Raw genomic sequence first — 17332 nt, 5'->3', positions numbered from 1 at the left:
GATTCATTCCAGACCGACTTATAAACCTTATTCATTTTGCATTCCTGCGTAGAGTTGACTCGAATCCGTGACGCATACGTGCAGATTGAACAGAGGTGATCTGCATGCCGGGTCAGCGCAGTGCCGAATCCAGAGGGACTCGTTGATGGCTGCGTGGACAGGGTTCGAACTTTACTTATCGAGATGGAATGCCCTAATGAGAATGCTCCTAATTAGCTTACTGATGTAATTTAAACAACATATTAGCGACCCGATTAAATTGAGATGGCGCGGGAATTAAGCCGAATTAAGACTTTATAAGTCGATGGACTAATTGCGCACGAACGGATGACGAAACATTTCAGTCGTCACAGAACAGTTAAATGACGCGCTTATACAAGCCCTCTCCCCGAGGCATGTCACAATTTGTGAAATTCGTGTCGGGCATTGAACGACCCGATGATCGTGTCGCTCGACTTTTCACTCGCCAGGAAGCCATTGCTTATGAACATCATTCAGGACCTCCAGACCATCGCGCATCAGGAGCACACGCTGGTCTTCCCGCACTTCGACCCGGACCGCGCGTGGCAAATCGGTTCGCAACTCCGCGAGATGGCGGTGGCGCGCGGCGCGCCCATAGCCATAGAAGTACGCACCTTCGGCCAGCCGCTGTTTTTTGTCTCTGTCGATGGCGCCACGCCCGATAACACCCGCTGGGTACAGCGCAAGGCGCGCACGGTCGAGCACTTTCGCCGCAGCTCGTATGCGATCGGCTTGAGCCTCCAGCAGGCATCGGCAACACTCGCCGATAAATACAGTCTCCCCGCCGCCGAATTCGCCTCGCACGGCGGCGCTTTTCCGTTGACGGTCAAAGGCGCGGGTGTGATTGGCGTGGTGACCGTGTCGGGCCTGCCGCAACGCCAGGATCATGAGTTCGTGGTGGAAGCGCTGTGCGCGGTGCTCGGGCATGACGCAGGCGCGCTCGCGTTTGCATCGGACAAGGCGTAACCCATGCGCTCTTCCGCTTATGCGTTGCTCGCGGTCGCTATTGTTGCTGAAGTCGTGGCGACATCGGCCTTGCGGGCATCGGAAGGATTCTCGCGTTTGGTGCCGGCGGTCATCGTGGTGATCGGCTACGGCATCTCGTTTTACCTGCTCTCGCTCACGCTGAAGTCGCTACCGGTCGGCATTGTTTATGCCGTGTGGTCAGGCGCCGGCATCGTGCTGATCACACTGGTCGCGGCGCTGTTATTCAAGCAGATCCCTGATCTGCCCGCTGTGCTCGGCATGGGCCTGATCGTGTCGGGCGTGATTGTACTGAACGTGTTTTCGAAGGTCAGCCCGCACTAGTGTTTGCAGGAGGGCAGGTGGGCTCTAGTTACACCGTATGACCATCGAGCGGTTCTTGACATTCGCCGATACCACGTTGGTGATGCTGCCGCCCGACGGTCCGCCTTCCTCGTTGTCCTTCGATACGATCGTGTAGCCGGTCGCGCCGCATTTATCGCCGGCCAGGACGTAACAACTCGCCCATGTCGTGCTCGCATCGGCGCCGCTGCAGTTGATGGCGTAACCGCTCTGGCCGTCGGGGAGATGGATCAGCGATGCGTCGGTCGACGATGCACATCCGCCCAGGCTTAAAACAGCCGAGGCCGCGATGGTTAGGCCGGTGGCCTGTAGAACCCGCGCCATGCGAAACGGGGAAGGGATCGGCAAGCGCCGTGCAAATTGCTTCATTGTGTTCCTCGAGTGGCAAACGCCGGATAACGCCGTAGAAGATAGAGCGGAACGCACGGACCGTGCTCTCCGACCCGCCTCTCCAACGTGTTTCCAAACATGTTCGTGCCTGTATTTTCCCATACGCTGGTGAGCGTAGGAAAAAGCAGGCTTTTTGACCTAAATCAAATCACTTCGATAAATGCTCCCTCCAGCCAGGCCGCTGGCGCGCGCGTTGCATTACGCTTTTCAAGCTAACCACCGTCGGACGCACCGGGTTGCCCGAAGTGCCGGAAGAAAATGCAACAGGTTGCAACGGCCGAGAACTAATTGCCGACATTCAAACCTTACAGAGACGCGGGCAACACGCGGCACTTATAAAACATTTGAGAGGGAAAACATGGCAGAACGCGTTAGCGGCCCGTATCGCGGGTATTACATCAGTGCGGCGGCGCGGCTTACCCAAACGCGCGATCAGGCAGGCGGAGAACCGAGCGCGCCCATCTACGTGGGTACGGTCAACGTTGCCCAGGGCGGTCCGGACAACGTCCGCCGCTTCGAGGCACTGGTCGAGGTCGGCGCAGAGCAGCGCTTTGCCAGCGAGGACGAAGCGCTCGCCAATGTGGAGCAGGCGGCGCGCGCCTATATTGACAGATTGCTGCAAAATACCTGATGCGCACGCTCAATATCCGTCACCCGGCGATGCGCTGCGTTGCCGAGGCGCTGCTCGATTTGTTCCCGAGCGGCGCGGATATCAGCGAGATCGGCACTGATCAGAAACCGTGCCTGTTCGTGAGCTGGCGTACGAGCGGCATGGCAAGTCATCCGGGCAATATTGCGTGGGGCGTGCATTACCGCTTCGAGACGGAAGCATTGAGCCTTTTCGATCTGGTCACCGAGCCGGTACAGCAGCAATTTTGCGAACGGGTGAGGGACATGAGCCGGCACCTGAAGTTCGATTACGCCGACCCGGGCGCGGTGTCGCTGCTGATTGTCGATGTACCCGCCGAGCTGGTCCGGCTCAGCATGGAAGAAGCCGGGTAGACCGGATCGAGGCGCCGCGGGTAGGATCGTGCGTTACCCCCATTTCCTTGCCATTCGAGGCCGCCATGAACATCCTTTTTCCCGCCGATGCGCCGGCGTACCGCGACGCGAATCTGACCGTGGTATTTGCCGCGCTGGTCGATGGCGAGCGCGTGCCGTGTGCGATCTCGGTCGAGGCGCTGGAGGATCATTTTGGCGTGGAGAGCTGCGACAGCACCGGCTGGATACGCGCATTCGATGCTGCGCGCCCGAGGATTGAAGCGGTTGCGAGGGAGCATCTGCACATCAATAATGGTGGGCCCGTGTTATTGAAGAGTGGTCATTTTCCGCCGGGAATGGGGAGCTGATAGCGGGCATTTAACGAGGCGGTTACATTCAATGCTGTTCAGTTTTGCATTGACTTGGCCGGTGTCATCCGGAAAATGCGCGGGATGGCAGGCTCAAAACAACATCTTTCAAATCAGCCCTTACTGCGCATCCAGATCCTGGATGCGGCGCGCGTGATCGTCGTGCGTGAAGGTTTTGACGCGTTGTCGATGCGCAAGATCGCAGGGGTTGTCGGATATTCGCCTGCCTCGCTTTATCTCCACTTTGCCGGCCGCGATGCCATTGCCCACGCGCTTTGCGTCGAGGGTCACGTGCAGTTGCTCGAGTCCATGCACGCGCATGATGACGTGGCGGAGCCGGTTGAACGGCTGAAAGCCATGGCGCATGCGTACGTCACGTTCGGGCTGACGCATCCCGAGGTGTATCGGCTGATTTTCATGCAAAATCCCGCTTATACCGCCGCCGCTTTTAACGATGTGGCATCGGCCGGCGAGACGGTGCTTTCTATGCTGACTCGGACGCTGGCGCTGGTTCATGACCCTGCGGTCCGGGCCGAGACGTTGTGGGCGGCGTTGCACGGTATCGTGTCGTTGAGCCTGACGGCACAGACAGTTTTCACCGCGCCGCCGGATACGCTTATCGATGAAATGTTGGACCTGTATTTGCCCACTGTCATCAAGAAGAAACCTGCTCGTCGACGGCCATCCGCAAGCGCCGGCTGACATGCTTTCCAGCTCCAATTTCAGCGCCATTTCCACTCACACGAATAGAAACCTGCATTGCATATGACTGAATCCATCGATGAAATTCGTATCGAACGCGCGCAGGGTATTGGCTTCATTGCGCTGAATCGTCCGAAGGCGTTGAACGCGCTGTCCACGCCCATGCTGCACGCCATTCATCGCGCGCTGAACGCCTGGCGCGACGACCCTCTGGTGCACGCAGTGGTTATCTACAGCCCGCATCCGCGCGCGTTCTGTGCGGGCGGCGATATCCGGTTTTTATATCAATCGGCGAAGGCGGGCGAACATGCGGTCATCGAAGAATTTTTCACCGATGAATACCGCCTGAATCACGCGATTTTCACCTATCCGAAGCCGTATATCGCGTTGTTGAACGGCGTGGTAATGGGCGGCGGAATGGGCATTTCGCAAGGTGCGCGGTATACGGGCGGCGTGCGGGTGGTCACCGGCTCGACGAAGATGGCGATGCCCGAAACGCGTATCGGCTTGTTTCCGGACGTGGGCGTGAGCTGGTTCCTCGCGCGCACGCCGGGTGCGATCGGGCGTTATCTCGCGGCGACGGGCGCGACAATCGATGCCGCCGATGCGCTCTACGCCGGCCTCGCCGACGCTTACATGGAAGACGATGCGCTGCCCGCGCTTATCGATACGCTGAAGGAGAAACCGTTCGCTAGCGGCGCGGAGGTGGTGCGGTTTATCGAAACGCAGGCAAGCCCGAATGCGGGGAAGGCGAGCGCGCTTGCGGCGGAGCGTGGTTTTATCGATAAGCATTTTGCTACGGGCAACGGCGCGGCCTGCCTGAAGTCGCTGGAAAGCTTAACGGGCGGTGAGGCGGGCAGTGAGACGGCCGGTGAGGAACGCGATTGGGCTGCGCGCACGGCGGCTGAGTTGCGTGAGCGTTCGCCGTTATCTGTCGATGTATCGCTGGAATTGATTGACCGGGCCAAAACGTCGAGCATGGCCGAGACGTTGAGGCGCGACCTCGGGCTCACGCGCGCGACGTTCGATCATGGCGATGTGATGGAAGGCATCCGGGCACGCATTGTCGACAAGGACAACCAGCCGGTGTGGAAAGTGGCGCGTATGGAAGATGTGACGCGCGATGCGGTCTTGCAGATGTACGACAGTCCGTGGGCTGAGCGCGACCATCCGCTGGCCGCGCTGGCAGATTAGTCCGCGTCGCTGCCCGCCGTGAAGGCGCGCATGAAGACGAGCGCGCCCCAGCCCCACATGGCATTCGATGCAAAACCGAGCGCGAGGCGGGGCAGCATGTTGCCGCTCGGCCAGATGCCGCGCAACGGATCGACCACGAACACGCTCGCGGCCGTCAGCACGACGCCGCCGAACACCAGCGCGCCGATCCACGGCGCAGTGCGGTCGGGTGCGACACGCAGCAGCCACGCCATCAGGATGCCGAAAACTGCGCTCCATAGCGCGTTGACGATGAACTCGGGGATCCCCAGCGGCAGGAATGGCGCGGTGGAATAACCAGCTGGATCGACCACGCCGGCTGCATGCAACAACGCGATAGTGGCTTCACGGAAAAACAGCGCGGCCAGAAAACCCGCGACGAACGGCAAAATGACTTTTTGCATGGAAAACCACCGCTTGTGACGCGAGCCGCAGCTGCGTCGATATTTTGAAGTGGCGTCATTATAGGGTCGGACATGCCGCGTTATGGTGCAATCGGGCGGGGCTTTGCGGTCGATGCAACGGGGTACCGGCTAATGCGCTGATCGGGTTGCGGTTTCGGCGCGATGTTGCTTGGGTTTGGCTTTGCTGGAGTTGTTGAGTAGTTAATTTGTGCGGGGAGCTAATGCCCTATGGCGTGGATGCGTTCCTTGCGTCAGATCTGCAGTGTGACGTGTCGTGAGCGCTTGGAAGGCGAGGGCGAATGGGCGGTGAATAAATGGCGCGAGCGGATTTCGCGGCTGGTGCGCGCCGTCGCGGCATGATTTGCCGCGACGGTTGTTATCCGGATTCCGCGAATATGCTGCGCCCGCCTATGCTATTTCGCGATCGCGTCGCTGGCTGGGTTGTTGCGCAGCATGCGATTGCTGTTGGGCGGCAGAGCGGGGCGCTTCGTTGGCATGTTGTCTGGATTAGCCGCACGCGGGATTGTCGCATTCGGAGCGCTGGGCGTAACTGGCGGTTTAACCATTGAAGCAGAATCGGCCGGCGCCGCGGTCTGGGCCTCCGCGTTTGTTTCCAATCCGATGCCGAGCACGGCCGTCACGAAGACGAGGGCGACGATGGTGCCGGGGAGCGTTTTAATCGCACAGGATTTCATGGGTTTCTCCGCGGCGGCGACGTATTCATGGAAACGGGTAGCGCGGCCGTTTGGTTTTGTGACACCGGAGCGTGCGGAAGATTCGTTTTTTGCGGGTCCTTCGCAAAAGAATGGTTGGGACCTCCGCTTAGAAATCCAACTGTTCGAGCGTGATTCCGAGGGAGGCCGCAATTTTTTCCTTCGTGGCCTTGCGCAAGCGCAATTGACCGCTCTCCTGTTCTGAATACGCAGGCTGGCTGATACCGAGCCGGATTGCCATGTCTGCTTGTGTCAGGTTTAAATGTTCGCGCCACGCACGCACGGGCGATGCCCCATCAACAGTGCGGCTTACTACATCGTGGGGAATCAGGCCGGTCTCCTCACGGTGCTTCTGGACATACTCGGCGTATGGGATAACCACAAAAGCCGGTTTTCCGTCCGGCCCATTGATGACTTGGATGTTAGTACGTGCGTTCATCGCGCTTCCTTATGTCTTCTATATCGACGATCCTGATAGCGCCGTCCCAATTGAACAGGATTCGGTAGTTGCCCACCCGCAACCTGTAGCCGTGTTCGTGGTTCATGAGTGACTTTACGTTCTGGCAGTCAGGCATGGTTTCCAATGTATTTACCCCATCACGTATCGCCACCTGATGTTGCCGATCCAGTTTTCGAAGTCGCTTGGCGGCTTTCAGAGTCCAATTGATAGCGTTCAAAACAATTATTATAGGTTATTTATAGGTTTTATCAAGCTGACTATAGGCTTGGAAAAGGGTGGCCGTGCTCGCAGGTGCTGATAAGGCGAGCACGATGCGCTGGACTATTGAGGCTCCATAGGGTAGGTAATCGAGATCAGATGGTGCGGGCGCAGATACATCACGCCTGAAGACCGGATCATACGATTCTGCCGAAGCCGGCTGTCAAGGGGGCGTCTCGCTTTCTGTCGGGACAGTCGGCGCGCGAAGGTAATTCCGTCGCGGCTTATCTGGCACTGTGCGTACCGGCTGCATACCTGACAGTCAGTCTGGCCCATGGAGATGCGTGAGCTGAAGCGTCATTCGATCGCTGTTGAAGAGATCAAGATCCCGGTCGGTAAGCGCAAGGCCGGCCAGCCGCAGCGGTTCAAGTCCATTCTCAGGTGGCTGGAACTTGAAGCCATGATCGATGAAGCGCTGTCGCCGCAGCGCGACCGAGTGTCTATGTATTCGGCAACACCGCCGGTCAGGTTTACACACGCGGCGGGTGGAACACGAGTTGGACCCAGTTGATGGAGTTTTGCGAGAAGGTCGCGGCTGAGCGGAAGATCACTTTCGAACGGTTCACGCTGGCCGACATGAGGCCGACCGCGGTAACGGATCGCCAGGAAGAAGGTGATGAGCAGATCACCGACGCAACGGGACACGCGGACAAACGGATGGTCAACAAGGTTTATGACCGACGGCGCAAGCGGAAGGTGCGCGCGACGCGATAGCCGTCAGTTCAAGGCGCCGTGGCAGCGCTTGTATTTAATCCCATTGCCACAATGGCAAGGATCGTTCCGACCAATCTTATGCCTACCGGCCGCCTTGGGTTTTGGCGCGATCCGGCTTGGCGCTACCTTCGGCGTGCTATCGGTGACCTGCCTAGTCACCGCAGCTACCGGGCCGGGCACCGGCTCCGGAGCCGGCTGGAGCAGGTCCTTTAGCGTGTAGCCGGAACTCGCCTACATCAACTGCAGCGCCATGATCAACAGGCCGATGAACGTGAACCACTCGACCTTGTTCGAGGGCATACACGCCAGCAACCCAGCGGACCCCGGTTCTCGCTTCTCCGCTTCCGCTCTGAACTGATCAGACGACCATCCCTCGGCTTTCGCGGTGATGGCCATCTCGCCCAACATAGCGAGACGATCACCGGGGAGTTCGCCAGCACGCGCGAACTTGATCAACCCGTCGATCACGCCCTAAATACCATCCGGCACCGTTCCCATTGCGCCGCATTCCGGGCAGGGGCCGGACTTGTTGCCTTCGAACATCACCCCTGATGTGCCGTTCCCCAAGCCATACCCGGAAGGAAAGATCGTGCCACATCGATCACAGATTGCCGGCAAACGAGCCATTAAACAGCCTTTCTAAAAGACGCAAAAAAGCCCACGCTAAGTGGGCTTTTTTAAATCACCTTCCAGAGATTGGAACTTCATCTTCCAAAACCTGTAACTGAGCAGCCGAAAAACCCGCTAAGTCATTGAATCTTTTGGGGTGGCTGATGGGGCTCGAACCCACGACAACAGGAATCACAATCCTGTCATGACGGCATTTATCGGTGTTGACGTATATCCATAAATTCCATGAAAACCTATGCAAATCAATAGTATGCGCTCACAATTTAAATATTACAATTTACCTACGTTTATCGATTGCCACATAATTCTCTTACATGGCCGTTACATGGAAAATAGGCATTTTGGGAGGATGGGGTGGCAAAAATTAATTTCACTGCGCGCCGAGTCGAAGAGTTCGCCTGCCCGGCGGGCAAGTCACAAGCGTTCTTTTGGGACGCAAAATCGCCCGGATTAGGCCTGCGTGCGACGGCAAGCGGAGCTAAGTCTTATATTTTCCAAGGCACGATTCATGACAGGACCCTGCGCCTGACAATCGGCGACGTGAAAAGCTGGGGTATTGACGCGGCGCAGGATGAGGCGCGTCGCCTGCAAACCCTCGTCAATGGTGGAATTGACCCGCGCGAACAAAGGGCCGAGCAACGCGCCGCCCATGAGGCCCGTAAGTTAGAAGCGCGCCGTCAAACTGCGACTATCAGCGAAGCATGGGCCATCTATCTCGAAGCACGCCGCCCAAAGTGGAGTGTGCTCCACTACAGGGATCACGTAGACCTTTCGAGCCTTGGCGGCGCGGCGAAGCGGCGCGGCAAGGGCCTGACTGAGCCGGGGCCACTTGCAGCGCTCATGCGGCTGAAGATGGCTGACCTCAATGCGGATCTGATAAGCGACTGGCTCGAAAGCGAAGCCGCGAAACGCCCGGCCCGTGCCCGCCTCGCCTTTAATCTACTGCGCATCTTTGCGTCATGGCTCGAATCCAAACCCGAGTATCGCGGGTTAGTTGATCCGCAGGCGATATCGACCCGAATTTCCAAAGACGCGCTCCCAACAAGCGCCGCTAAGACCGACGTGATTCAGCGCGAGCAATTGCGCGGCTGGTTCAACGCCGTCAATCAACTCGACAATCCAACCATGGAAACATACCTGATCGGCCTGCTGCTCACTGGCGCACGTCGGGAAGAACTGGCGGGGCTTCGATGGGATGACGTGGATTTTCGTTGGCGCGCCCTGCACCTTGCTGACAAGGTTGAAAAGGAGGCTGGCCGCGTAATCCCCCTGACCCCATACCTGCATTCGAGGTTGCTGGAATTGAAGCGGCTCAACGAAACGCCGCCCAGCGTGCGGCAACTCAGAAAGCTTGAAAGCGATGGAAAAACGTGGAAGCCGTCTCAGTGGGTATTTTCAAGCTCCAGCGCTGCTGAAGGGAGGCTGGCCGCGCCAAATCGTGCTTTGCATCGCGTCTGCGAAGCGGCGGGAATCGCGCCTGTGACTCCGCACGGCCTGCGCCGGTCGTTCTCATCGCTAAGTGAATGGGTGGAGGTTCCTACCGGCGTGGTCGCGCAAGTCATGGGTCACCGGCCATCCGCAACAGCCGAGCGTCATTACAAAATACGTCCGATTGACTTATTGCGTATGTGGCACGACAAGATTGAAGGTTGGGTACTCGAACAGGCTGGTGTTGAGTTCGTGCCAGACCAAGAAAACCCGGTTTAAGGGTTGCAAACGCCGCCTGACGAATCAGGCAAAAGCGGCGGCGCGAGTGCGCGAACACCCGTGCCGCCTAACCACAAATCAAGGCTATTAAAGGAACTGGAAACATGGCTGAAATAAATTCTAACGCCACGCTGCACGGACGTACCAACCACTTATCGGATTTGGCCGAACGACTCGGCCTTCGGGGGGCGTCAATCGAAGAGCTTTTCGATTGGATCGATAGCCGACTCGCACTTATCGATCAGCAGATGCACATCGCCGATTCTGTCGCGCGCGGCGGTTCGTCCCGAGCTAGCGCCGTCGATGAGATGGGCGACCCATTTGACTCCACCTCGGCCGGGATTTTCGATTCGATTGTTCAAACGCTGGAAGACAGCACCATCAAAAACGAACTGCACGCTGGCTTGGCAGAGCTTCGTCGTGCTGTGACCGAGTGTACCATCAGCGGCACGACCTGATAGCCGGTTTGCCGGGCCTAGGGTAGCTCCCGAAACGTGCGGAAACCCTGCCGCACTGGCCCGGGTCCTTTACGAGGGAGCGCGGGGGCGCTATGAATGCAATTCCAAGCAATGCCGAGTCGAGCGTGTGTCATCCACATTGGCACGACCATATGCGCGAATGGTTCCAGTACGACTACTGGTCGCCTCACGAAGCGCATTTGTTGCTCGCGAACGTTTTCCCGCACGGGGCGGAAATAGTTGACGGGGAACGGGTGTCGCCACGCTATGGAATTGTCGAATCGCCCGTAGTTGTCGCAGGCGGGCTCTTGGATTGGGACTGTAACGTTCGCTTCCATGACCGCTACGAACGACTTTTGATTGGAGCCGGAAAGAGGCTGAGGTTGATACGTGCGCACTGGGCACGCGGCAACCATACCGAACTCTGCTATCCGCCGAAGTATTTTGTCGCGTGGGCAATGGTAAAAAACATCAAGCCCTGTTGGCTCGATTTGTGGGAAAACCGAGACGCACCACCAGCGCCAAAAGCCACAGGTGAGTCGCGCGATGCCGCGTCTTGCACCGTCGTGCCGCCGCCCGATGTTGACGCCGCACGCGAACCGGACGATGAACCCGCACCGCCCGTCGCCAACGCGCCACCTGCTGATGGCGGTCTGTCGAAGCGTGAGAAGCAGATTCGAGCGATAGAGACAGAGGCGAATGGATTGAAGTATCCGCGCTTGCGCGTCCCGAAGGGAGGGAAGAAGGCCATTCAGGTGAGGTGCAAGGCGCACTACGCCGACCTATTTGGGGTTGGCGACGACCCGTTTCTGGATGCGTGGAAGTATGCCGTAGCCGCTGGCAGAATCCGCATGGCCGACCATGACGCATACTCGGGCAAGTAGGGGAAAAATACCCTACATCACCACTCTTGCGTCCCCACTAACACCCCACTCCAAAGTATCAACGCCGAGACACAAGGCCGAACACGGCGAAGCGTCGAGGCGTTGATAGCGAATATCGGCACGTTATCAGCGCTTTGAGCTTCGCCGGACTAGGCGGAATTGAGCGTTGACAATGAACCTTCAAAACCTGCTGAACCGCGCTTCCCTTCCCGAAGTCCTGCCTACGGACGAAGCCGCCGCCGCAATCAATCGCAAGCCGCAAACGCTGCGCAAATGGGCGTGCCTCGAAAACGGCCCCATCCGCCCTGTCCGTATCAATGGCCGCTTGGCATGGCGCGTGTCTGACCTTCATGCTCTCCTTGAAGGGGGCGCGAAATAATGGCCGCAAAAAAAATCCCGAATGCCGCCGCGCGCCCGGCGTGGACCGTCGAACTGGTCGCGCAACGTGCCAAAGAGTTTTTCCGCTTGAAAGCGGATCGCCTCGCTGTCGGTGAAAAATACAAGGCTAGCTGCTCCCGCTTTCGGATGCGCCACTTCCTTGACCGCATCGACATTGACGACCCCGCCTTTCACCGCGCGACGCGCAAGGCATACGCCGCCCTTCAAAAGGCCCGCGCCGCCGAGCGCAACGCGCTGCGCCGCCTCGAAACTGCCGTGCGCAACTGCCCGCTGTGCGCACACAATGAGCCCAGCAAGGCTCCCGAAGCCACGCTGCCGGTCGATTTCGCGCTTGTGCACGAAATTGCCAATTCGATTCACTTCGCGCCTAGCCCGGATGCCAAGCGGGCCATTGCACATGCGGTGTGCACGGGCTTGCTTGGCCTTTTGCAGAAGGTCTGAAATGGCGCGTATTCGCTCAATCAAACCTGAGTTTTGGACCTCGGCGCAAGTTATGGACCTGTCGATTCCGGCCCGACTGCTGTTCATCGGCCTGTGGAATTTTTGCGATGACGCTGGCATTCATCCGGCGAGCGAGAAGCGCCTGAAGGCTGAGGTTTTCCCGGCTGACGACGTTTCGGTTTCAGACGTTCGTGGACTGATTGCCGAACTGGAGCGCGTCGGTTTGCTGACGGAATATGCCATCGACAACGAATCGTATTGGCAGGTGACTGGCTGGCATCACCAAAAAATCGACCAACCGACGTTCAAGCATCCGCGCCCTGACGGGTCTGTTCCGGCTGCTGCCGCAAAGCGCCGCGCGAACCGTATGGTCAACATTCCGGCACCGCCCATCGAAGCAACTTTGGATGAGTGTTCGTCAGATGTTCGCCGAGCACTAGACGAACAACCGGCGAACGTTAGCGGAGCGTTCGGGGACTGTTCGCTTACGGAAGGGAGTCGAGGGGAGTCGAAGGGAGAGGAAGAACCTATAACCAACACTGACGTGTTGGTTGTCGTCAGCGATGCCGACGACCATTCCACGGAGAAACCGAAAGCGAAGAAACCGGACTGCCCGCATCAGGAAATCATCGCGGTGTACCACGAACTTTTGCCTGCCAGCCCGGCTATTCGCGACTGGACGCCCGCTCGCGCGGCGCACCTTCGCGCCCGTTGGAACGAAGACGGGAAGCGCCAGAGCATCGAATAGTGGAGGCGGTTTTTCACCTACATTTCCGCGTCGCCGTTTCTGACCGGCAAGGCCACTTCGGGAGACCGCAAACCGTTTACACCGGGGCTGGACTGGATTTGCAAGGCAGAAAATTTCGCAAAAATTCGTGAAGGCCGCTTTCACGACGCGGAGGCGGCATGAGCGAACACGACACGAAGCGCTCTACCCTGTACTCCGTGGAGGCAGAGCAAAGCGTTATCGGTGGCCTGCTGCTCGATAACGATGCCGTTGACCGCATCGGCGATCTGCGCGCCGAGCACTTTTACCGCGCCGACCATCGTACGATTTTTGAACAGGTCACGGCGATGATTGCTGGCGGCGGCGCGGACGTCTTGACCGTATTCGAGCGCTTGCAAGCTGGGGGCAAAGCGCAGCAAGTCGGCGGGCTTGCATACCTGAACGCACTGGCGCAAAACACGCCGAGCGCGGCCAATATCCGCCGCTATGCGGAAATCGTTCGGGACCGGGCGCAGAAACGCGGATTGCTGACGGTAGCCGCCGAGATACAGGATTCCATTGGCTCAACGCCCGACGATGCATCGACGCTGATAGACCGTGCCGCATCGAAGCTGGAGGCGCTTGGGACGGCGACCGTCAAGTCGGAGCCGGTCAAGGTCGGTCAACTGCTCGTTGACTATCTGGAGCACATGCAGGCGCAGGAAGCGGGGCTGGTCTGGGCGCATCCGACCGGGCTCGCTGACCTTGACCGCAAGCTCGGCGGTGGCCTCAATCCCGGTGACCTCGTTGTAGTCGCCGCGCGCCCGGCAATGGGCAAGACCGCCTTCTCGCTCGCTGTGTCGGCCCATGCGGCATCACAAGGGCAAGCCCTCTTTCTATCGCTGGAAATGCCGAACGTCCAACTTCAGCAGCGTCTCGTTGCGGCTCAGGGGCGCATATCGATGAACACGTTGCGCAACGTCGGCGGCATGTGCAACGAAGACTGGGCCCGCGTCACTTTGGCCGCGCAGAAAATCAATGCGATGGGACTTTTCATCGACTTTCAGGCCGACATGTCGCTCCTCGACATTCGCAGCAAGGCTCGTGCAATCAAGCGCAAACACGGCCTGTCGCTATTGACCATCGATTACCTCGGCTTGATGAGGCTCGGCGATGAGGAGCGGCACGACCTGAGGATTGCGACCGTCACGCGGGGCCTGAAAATCTTGGCGAAGGAATTGGACATACCAATCGTCCTGCTTTCACAGTTGAACCGTGGCGTCGAGCAGCGCCCGAACAAGCGCCCGATGATGAGCGACCTGAAAGATTCCGGGAGCATCGAAGCCGACGCCGACACAATTATTTTTCTGTACCGCGACGAAGTGTACAACCCGGACACGATGGACCGTGGCAAGTGCGAGGTCATCATCGCCAAGCAGCGCCAAGGCGAAACCGGAACTGTTGGCGTCGCATTCATCGGCGAGCAGCAGCGCTTCGAGGATTTGGCGCACGGGGTGACATTTGGTGTGAAGCCGGAACCGAAGCGCCGACACAGAGGATTTGATTGAACGGCGGCGCGGCAAGGCCATAAATCGGCTCGCTGCTGGCTTTGTGACACCCCGGCAATACGCGAACGTCATCCGGGTCGCGGCGAGGCCGGTACAGGCCGTTTAAACGCAGCTAGGTGATTCACTGAATTAGGATAACTAACTATATTAGGAAAAACGATGAAAGAGAACAACCGCAAACCGCCGCCCGGAATGGCGGCAGACCTACGCCGCCTTCGGCATGCGCGGGCCGTCTTGCATGCCGTCGAGCAGCGCACGCGGGCACACCGCGACGCACCGACCGGCAAGCCTGCCGATGTGGCAAAGTGCCTTGCCGCCAATCACGATGTTCGCACCGCCGCGCGGAAGCTCATCGACGGCGGGCCACATGACTGACCATCGCAAAATGACGCCGAGGTTCGCGAAGCGCGTCGCCCAAATGCGCGCCATTTGCGAGAAGCTCGGGTTGAAACCGCTTTCCGAAGAACGTGCCCAAGAAATCTTCGAATCCCACGCGGCGCAGCGCGACGACGCCATTCTCACCGCGCGCGCACGGTTCGGCGAGCGCGATAGCTATGTGATCGTCGCGCAACTCTCGCCGCAGTTCACGGCCCGGCTCGTGGACCGATGGCACCGGGTGGCGCAATGGGCAATGGCACGCGCAGTTCGGCGTTGGTGCGCTCACTCGTCTTCGACTTGCTGAAACCAGCGTCGCTCGCCAACCGTGCGCTCACCGGAGTATTGCCGGGGGTTGCCGCACATCGGGCAACTGCACGGCGTTGGCGTGTCGATGACCTTGCCGCGCTCAGTCGCATCGACAAGATACCGGCCCCACCATTTCGCTCGCTTGTGCCGGAGTCGCGCCCGGTCCGCGCGCCGCCTCGCTCTGCTTGCCATATCGCACCTCGCGTTTCGGATTCTGAATGTGCAAAAGCCCGCTCGTTGGCGGGCTGCGGGGATAACTAATTCTACGCCTACGAAGCGCCCGCGAGCTTGTCGCCCAAAATACAAATGGTCGCAGCCAATCCGCGTGCACGCTGCCCGAATTCATCCGGCGAACGGCTTGATACGAGCACATTTTTAATGCTCATGAAAATCCCGCGAAAGCCTTGTGCGGTGAGGCTATTGGGCGATTCAGTGCGAATCGAAGGGCCGAATTTTCCGACACGGAGCGCGTGCGTGCGCGTGCCACGTTCGGCCCGTCGGGCGCAACAACATCGGTTTGCCGTTTTGCTTGCAATCGTTGGAAAACGCCCCGCCGTATCACGCGTGCCGGGTGCGAGCATTGAAGCCTTCTCCAACACAATCGAAGGCTTTCCACTATGAACATGATTGCTGCCACTCTTGCCGCCGATGCGGACATGACGCTCAAGGGCGACTTCCTTCGCGCGCTCGCGGACCCTGCCGTTCGGGCTGCGGTGGTCCGCGTGAAGACCGCTCACGCCACGCTCGCGAGGGTTGAGCGGCTCGGGCTGATTCTCGACGCGGTAGTGCGCGCGCAGTGCGATGGCGCATCGCCCGCCACGCTGCTGAACGAGACCGCCGTCGAGCTTCAGCAACAGGTCGAGGAAGCGTTCGCCGACAACGAAGCCCTTGAAGCGGCTGCGAAGGCTGCGCGGGCGTCCGTCGCCCACGCGTTGCCGAGAATTCTCAGCGAGCGCTTGGAGCTACCGGGCACGATTGTCGAACTCGAAAAACACGTTCGCGGTTTCGATAAGGCGCGCGATGACTATCGCGTAAAGCTCGCGGACGCTGGACTCGACCAGCGAACTATCGACGCCGTCGAGCCGGTTCCGACGCGTTCAGACCTCGAAGAGTGGCAGGCCGCGATTGACGACAAGCGAGCGCGCCTTGAGCGAATCAACGCGTTTGTACGGACCGCGCCCTTCTTCGACCCAGTGGTACTGGGTGGCGACATTTCGTCGTCGTTCGGCCTCTGACCACCGCAGGGGAACCGCATGGCAATCCGACTATCGCCCGAAGCGTGGTTTCAAATCGAAGCCGAGTATCGCGCGGGCTCGACCGCCAAGCAGCTTGCAAAACGCTACGGTGTTTCGCCGAGCGCGATTCATCACCGCTCGTCGGTCGAACGCTGGAGAGATACACCTCGCACCGCCGCCAAACCGACGCAGTCCGAGCGCCTTGAACGTGTCGCTGCCCGCCTTGAAAACGTCGCACGCGTATTGCTTGCTGGGAGAAAAAAATGAGTGATTACCACGTGCCGCGCGCTGGCTTTAAAGTTGTTGACCTGACCAAAGAGCGTGTCGTGCCCGCGAAGCGTGAACCCGTGGATGAGGGCGGCCCTCTCGTTGAAAAGGTGCTCACGCGATTCAAGCGCAGCTTCACTGCGCCCGCCGAACTGGAAGACTTGCGATACAGACTCATTCAGGCCCGCGTAGCCAATGGCCTGCTCGCGGTCGAAGCCGCGCAATTGTTCGGATACGCCAACAGCACGCAACTTTCCTTAATCGAGTCCGGCGAGCGCCCGATACCAAAAGATTTCAAGTTTGTCGCGCAGGCCGCGCGGGTGTACTCAGTGTCGGTCGATTGGCTTCTCGGACTTGTGCCTGACATGGACCGCGACGCCGAAGTTTTGCGGCGGCATGCTTTGCTGCGCGGGACGCGAAGCGCGCTCGAAGCGACCATGACGGGCTTCGCCCGGATATCGGCGGAGGTTGCTAGTCGTATGCAACTCACGCCCGACGAGACGGCAGATGTGATAGCGGCGGTCGAATCCATCGAGCGGCGGTTCCGTGACCTGTGCGAGCGCGGTCAATTCGATGACCTGCCGGGCGGCGCGCCGGTTGCCGCCGCGATTGCCGCCCTTACTCGCGTCAGCGCGCCCCTTCACCGTGTGCGCGCGGCTTTCGCCGTCTTCAACGACTATGTGGATGGAGTGCAAGCCGGACGCCTACCCGAAATCGACGCCATGTATGAGCGGCACAAACCCCGAGCACATGCCCGCGAGGTATTACGCGAGGACGGTGATTGACGCGGCGCAGCCTTTCGGT

The 17332-nt window shown here is 59.2% G+C and carries 28 protein-coding genes; 21 read left to right on the top strand and 7 right to left on the bottom strand.

Going from position 1 to position 17332, the window contains the following annotated elements; all coding sequences use genetic code 11:
• The first annotated feature begins 483 nt into the window (after positions 1–483).
• Positions 484–987: a heme-degrading domain-containing protein gene (locus tag HB376_RS12995; protein ID WP_213764054.1), complete on the top strand. Its 504-nt coding sequence runs from the start codon at positions 484–486 to the stop codon at positions 985–987.
• Positions 988–990: 3 nt separating this feature from the next.
• Positions 991–1329: an SMR family transporter gene (locus HB376_RS12990; RefSeq protein ID WP_213764053.1), complete on the top strand. Its 339-nt coding sequence runs from the start codon at positions 991–993 to the stop codon at positions 1327–1329.
• Positions 1330–1353: 24 nt separating this feature from the next.
• Here HB376_RS12990 and HB376_RS12985 read toward each other — a convergent pair whose 3' ends face one another.
• Positions 1354–1671 carry a hypothetical protein gene (locus tag HB376_RS12985; RefSeq protein ID WP_255631323.1) on the bottom strand — a complete coding sequence of 106 codons (318 nt, stop codon included), beginning with the start codon at positions 1669–1671 and terminating at the stop codon, positions 1354–1356.
• A gap of 424 nt (positions 1672–2095) precedes the next feature.
• Between HB376_RS12985 and HB376_RS12980 the strand changes: the two genes are divergently transcribed.
• The 5 genes from HB376_RS12980 to HB376_RS12960 all read left to right on the top strand — a co-directional run bounded on the left by HB376_RS12980 (position 2096) and on the right by HB376_RS12960 (position 4982).
• Positions 2096–2368 (top strand): hypothetical protein, encoded by a 273-nt coding sequence (locus HB376_RS12980; RefSeq protein ID WP_213764051.1) that lies wholly within the window; start codon positions 2096–2098, stop codon positions 2366–2368.
• Positions 2368–2739: a hypothetical protein gene (locus HB376_RS12975; protein WP_255631307.1), complete on the top strand. Its 372-nt coding sequence runs from the start codon at positions 2368–2370 to the stop codon at positions 2737–2739. The genes HB376_RS12980 and HB376_RS12975 overlap by 1 nt, the downstream gene beginning before the upstream one ends.
• 65 nt (positions 2740–2804) lie before the next feature.
• Positions 2805–3086 carry a DUF1488 domain-containing protein gene (locus HB376_RS12970; RefSeq protein ID WP_213764050.1) on the top strand — a complete coding sequence of 94 codons (282 nt, stop codon included), beginning with the start codon at positions 2805–2807 and terminating at the stop codon, positions 3084–3086.
• Positions 3087–3170: 84 nt separating this feature from the next.
• The gene (locus HB376_RS12965) at positions 3171–3788 is read left to right on the top strand and encodes a TetR/AcrR family transcriptional regulator (RefSeq protein ID WP_213764049.1); all 618 of its coding nucleotides are present in this window, start codon (positions 3171–3173) and stop codon (positions 3786–3788) included.
• A 63-nt stretch (positions 3789–3851) separates the two neighbouring features.
• On the top strand, positions 3852–4982 hold the full coding sequence (locus HB376_RS12960; RefSeq protein WP_213764048.1) for an enoyl-CoA hydratase/isomerase family protein: 1131 nt from the start codon (positions 3852–3854) through the stop codon (positions 4980–4982).
• Here HB376_RS12960 and HB376_RS12955 read toward each other — a convergent pair.
• The 4 genes from HB376_RS12955 to HB376_RS12940 all read right to left on the bottom strand — a co-directional run bounded on the left by HB376_RS12955 (position 4979) and on the right by HB376_RS12940 (position 6806).
• Positions 4979–5404 carry a hypothetical protein gene (locus HB376_RS12955; RefSeq protein WP_213764047.1) on the bottom strand — a complete coding sequence of 142 codons (426 nt, stop codon included), beginning with the start codon at positions 5402–5404 and terminating at the stop codon, positions 4979–4981. The genes HB376_RS12960 and HB376_RS12955 overlap by 4 nt on opposite strands.
• Before the next feature lie 413 nt (positions 5405–5817).
• Positions 5818–6099, bottom strand: a complete 282-nt coding sequence (locus HB376_RS12950; RefSeq protein WP_213764046.1) for a hypothetical protein — start codon at positions 6097–6099, stop codon at positions 5818–5820.
• 127 nt (positions 6100–6226) lie between these two features.
• A complete protein-coding gene (locus tag HB376_RS12945) occupies positions 6227–6556 on the bottom strand; it encodes a helix-turn-helix transcriptional regulator (RefSeq protein ID WP_213764045.1) in 330 nt (109 codons plus the stop codon).
• Complete coding sequence (locus tag HB376_RS12940; protein WP_346730488.1) at positions 6540–6806, bottom strand: type II toxin-antitoxin system RelE/ParE family toxin; 267 nt, start codon at positions 6804–6806, stop codon at positions 6540–6542. Before HB376_RS12940 ends, HB376_RS12945 begins: the two co-directional genes overlap by 17 nt.
• A gap of 309 nt (positions 6807–7115) precedes the next feature.
• Here HB376_RS12940 and HB376_RS12935 point away from each other — a divergent pair, with 309 nt between their 5' ends.
• A complete protein-coding gene (locus tag HB376_RS12935; RefSeq protein ID WP_213764043.1) occupies positions 7116–7346 on the top strand; it encodes a hypothetical protein in 231 nt (76 codons plus the stop codon).
• Complete coding sequence (locus HB376_RS12930; protein WP_213764151.1) at positions 7346–7549, top strand: hypothetical protein; 204 nt, start codon at positions 7346–7348, stop codon at positions 7547–7549. Before HB376_RS12935 ends, HB376_RS12930 begins: the two co-directional genes overlap by 1 nt.
• A 3-nt stretch (positions 7550–7552) precedes the next feature.
• Here HB376_RS12930 and HB376_RS12925 read toward each other — a convergent pair whose 3' ends face one another.
• Positions 7553–7708: an SEC-C metal-binding domain-containing protein gene (locus HB376_RS12925; protein WP_346730482.1), complete on the bottom strand. Its 156-nt coding sequence runs from the start codon at positions 7706–7708 to the stop codon at positions 7553–7555.
• Between the two features lie 72 nt (positions 7709–7780).
• Entirely contained in the window at positions 7781–8017 is a 237-nt protein-coding gene (locus tag HB376_RS12920) for a hypothetical protein (RefSeq protein ID WP_213764042.1), read from the bottom strand.
• Between the two features lie 516 nt (positions 8018–8533).
• Between HB376_RS12920 and HB376_RS41710 the strand changes: the two genes are divergently transcribed.
• From HB376_RS41710 to HB376_RS12860, 12 genes are all read left to right on the top strand, one after another.
• Positions 8534–9886 (top strand): tyrosine-type recombinase/integrase, encoded by a 1353-nt coding sequence (locus tag HB376_RS41710; RefSeq protein ID WP_213764041.1) that lies wholly within the window; start codon positions 8534–8536, stop codon positions 9884–9886.
• A 104-nt stretch (positions 9887–9990) separates the two neighbouring features.
• Entirely contained in the window at positions 9991–10344 is a 354-nt protein-coding gene (locus HB376_RS12910) for a hypothetical protein (protein WP_213764040.1), read from the top strand.
• A 152-nt stretch (positions 10345–10496) separates the two neighbouring features.
• Positions 10497–11228, top strand: coding sequence for a hypothetical protein (locus tag HB376_RS12905; RefSeq protein ID WP_213764039.1), 732 nt, complete (start codon positions 10497–10499; stop codon positions 11226–11228).
• Positions 11229–11400: 172 nt separating this feature from the next.
• Positions 11401–11607: a helix-turn-helix domain-containing protein gene (locus HB376_RS12900; RefSeq protein ID WP_213764038.1), complete on the top strand. Its 207-nt coding sequence runs from the start codon at positions 11401–11403 to the stop codon at positions 11605–11607.
• On the top strand, positions 11607–12068 hold the full coding sequence (locus tag HB376_RS12895; protein ID WP_213764037.1) for a hypothetical protein: 462 nt from the start codon (positions 11607–11609) through the stop codon (positions 12066–12068). The genes HB376_RS12900 and HB376_RS12895 overlap by 1 nt, the downstream gene beginning before the upstream one ends.
• Position 12069: 1 nt before the next feature.
• Complete coding sequence (locus tag HB376_RS40935; RefSeq protein WP_255631306.1) at positions 12070–12816, top strand: hypothetical protein; 747 nt, start codon at positions 12070–12072, stop codon at positions 12814–12816.
• Positions 12817–12974: 158 nt separating this feature from the next.
• Positions 12975–14342, top strand: coding sequence for a replicative DNA helicase (dnaB, locus tag HB376_RS12885; protein WP_213764036.1), 1368 nt, complete (start codon positions 12975–12977; stop codon positions 14340–14342).
• 159 nt (positions 14343–14501) lie between these two features.
• Entirely contained in the window at positions 14502–14717 is a 216-nt protein-coding gene (locus HB376_RS12880) for a hypothetical protein (protein ID WP_213764035.1), read from the top strand.
• The gene (locus tag HB376_RS40930) at positions 14710–15024 is read left to right on the top strand and encodes a hypothetical protein (RefSeq protein ID WP_255631305.1); all 315 of its coding nucleotides are present in this window, start codon (positions 14710–14712) and stop codon (positions 15022–15024) included. Before HB376_RS12880 ends, HB376_RS40930 begins: the two co-directional genes overlap by 8 nt.
• 619 nt (positions 15025–15643) lie before the next feature.
• Positions 15644–16261: a hypothetical protein gene (locus tag HB376_RS12870; protein ID WP_213764034.1), complete on the top strand. Its 618-nt coding sequence runs from the start codon at positions 15644–15646 to the stop codon at positions 16259–16261.
• Between the two features lie 18 nt (positions 16262–16279).
• Positions 16280–16528: a hypothetical protein gene (locus tag HB376_RS12865; protein ID WP_213764033.1), complete on the top strand. Its 249-nt coding sequence runs from the start codon at positions 16280–16282 to the stop codon at positions 16526–16528.
• On the top strand, positions 16525–17313 hold the full coding sequence (locus HB376_RS12860) for a helix-turn-helix transcriptional regulator (protein ID WP_213764032.1): 789 nt from the start codon (positions 16525–16527) through the stop codon (positions 17311–17313). Before HB376_RS12865 ends, HB376_RS12860 begins: the two co-directional genes overlap by 4 nt.
• Positions 17314–17332: the final 19 nt, after the last annotated feature.

Origin of the sequence: Caballeronia sp. dw_19 (assembly GCF_018449515.1) — a bacterium.
GTDB lineage: Bacteria > Pseudomonadota > Gammaproteobacteria > Burkholderiales > Burkholderiaceae > Caballeronia.
This window is presented reverse-complemented; position numbering and strand designations above follow the sequence as displayed.

Bases quoted from the DNA above. Each gene is read 5' to 3' on its own strand.
- HB376_RS12995 (WP_213764054.1), top strand. From the start codon at position 484: ATGAACATCATTCAGGACCTCCAGACCATCGCGCATCAGGAGCACACG.
- HB376_RS12990 (WP_213764053.1), top strand. From the start codon at position 991: ATGCGCTCTTCCGCTTATGCGTTGCTCGCGGTCGCTATTGTTGCTGAA.
- HB376_RS12985 (WP_255631323.1), bottom strand. From the start codon at position 1,671: ATGGCGCGGGTTCTACAGGCCACCGGCCTAACCATCGCGGCCTCGGCT.
- HB376_RS12980 (WP_213764051.1), top strand. From the start codon at position 2,096: ATGGCAGAACGCGTTAGCGGCCCGTATCGCGGGTATTACATCAGTGCG.
- HB376_RS12975 (WP_255631307.1), top strand. From the start codon at position 2,368: ATGCGCACGCTCAATATCCGTCACCCGGCGATGCGCTGCGTTGCCGAG.
- HB376_RS12970 (WP_213764050.1), top strand. From the start codon at position 2,805: ATGAACATCCTTTTTCCCGCCGATGCGCCGGCGTACCGCGACGCGAAT.
- HB376_RS12965 (WP_213764049.1), top strand. From the start codon at position 3,171: ATGGCAGGCTCAAAACAACATCTTTCAAATCAGCCCTTACTGCGCATC.
- HB376_RS12960 (WP_213764048.1), top strand. From the start codon at position 3,852: ATGACTGAATCCATCGATGAAATTCGTATCGAACGCGCGCAGGGTATT.
- HB376_RS12955 (WP_213764047.1), bottom strand. From the start codon at position 5,404: ATGCAAAAAGTCATTTTGCCGTTCGTCGCGGGTTTTCTGGCCGCGCTG.
- HB376_RS12950 (WP_213764046.1), bottom strand. From the start codon at position 6,099: ATGAAATCCTGTGCGATTAAAACGCTCCCCGGCACCATCGTCGCCCTC.
- HB376_RS12945 (WP_213764045.1), bottom strand. From the start codon at position 6,556: ATGAACGCACGTACTAACATCCAAGTCATCAATGGGCCGGACGGAAAA.
- HB376_RS12935 (WP_213764043.1), top strand. From the start codon at position 7,116: ATGCGTGAGCTGAAGCGTCATTCGATCGCTGTTGAAGAGATCAAGATC.
- HB376_RS12930 (WP_213764151.1), top strand. From the start codon at position 7,346: ATGGAGTTTTGCGAGAAGGTCGCGGCTGAGCGGAAGATCACTTTCGAA.
- HB376_RS12910 (WP_213764040.1), top strand. From the start codon at position 9,991: ATGGCTGAAATAAATTCTAACGCCACGCTGCACGGACGTACCAACCAC.
- HB376_RS12905 (WP_213764039.1), top strand. From the start codon at position 10,497: ATGCGCGAATGGTTCCAGTACGACTACTGGTCGCCTCACGAAGCGCAT.
- HB376_RS12900 (WP_213764038.1), top strand. From the start codon at position 11,401: ATGAACCTTCAAAACCTGCTGAACCGCGCTTCCCTTCCCGAAGTCCTG.
- HB376_RS12895 (WP_213764037.1), top strand. From the start codon at position 11,607: ATGGCCGCAAAAAAAATCCCGAATGCCGCCGCGCGCCCGGCGTGGACC.
- HB376_RS40935 (WP_255631306.1), top strand. From the start codon at position 12,070: ATGGCGCGTATTCGCTCAATCAAACCTGAGTTTTGGACCTCGGCGCAA.
- dnaB (WP_213764036.1), top strand. From the start codon at position 12,975: ATGAGCGAACACGACACGAAGCGCTCTACCCTGTACTCCGTGGAGGCA.
- HB376_RS12880 (WP_213764035.1), top strand. From the start codon at position 14,502: ATGAAAGAGAACAACCGCAAACCGCCGCCCGGAATGGCGGCAGACCTA.
- HB376_RS40930 (WP_255631305.1), top strand. From the start codon at position 14,710: ATGACTGACCATCGCAAAATGACGCCGAGGTTCGCGAAGCGCGTCGCC.
- HB376_RS12870 (WP_213764034.1), top strand. From the start codon at position 15,644: ATGAACATGATTGCTGCCACTCTTGCCGCCGATGCGGACATGACGCTC.
- HB376_RS12865 (WP_213764033.1), top strand. From the start codon at position 16,280: ATGGCAATCCGACTATCGCCCGAAGCGTGGTTTCAAATCGAAGCCGAG.
- HB376_RS12860 (WP_213764032.1), top strand. From the start codon at position 16,525: ATGAGTGATTACCACGTGCCGCGCGCTGGCTTTAAAGTTGTTGACCTG.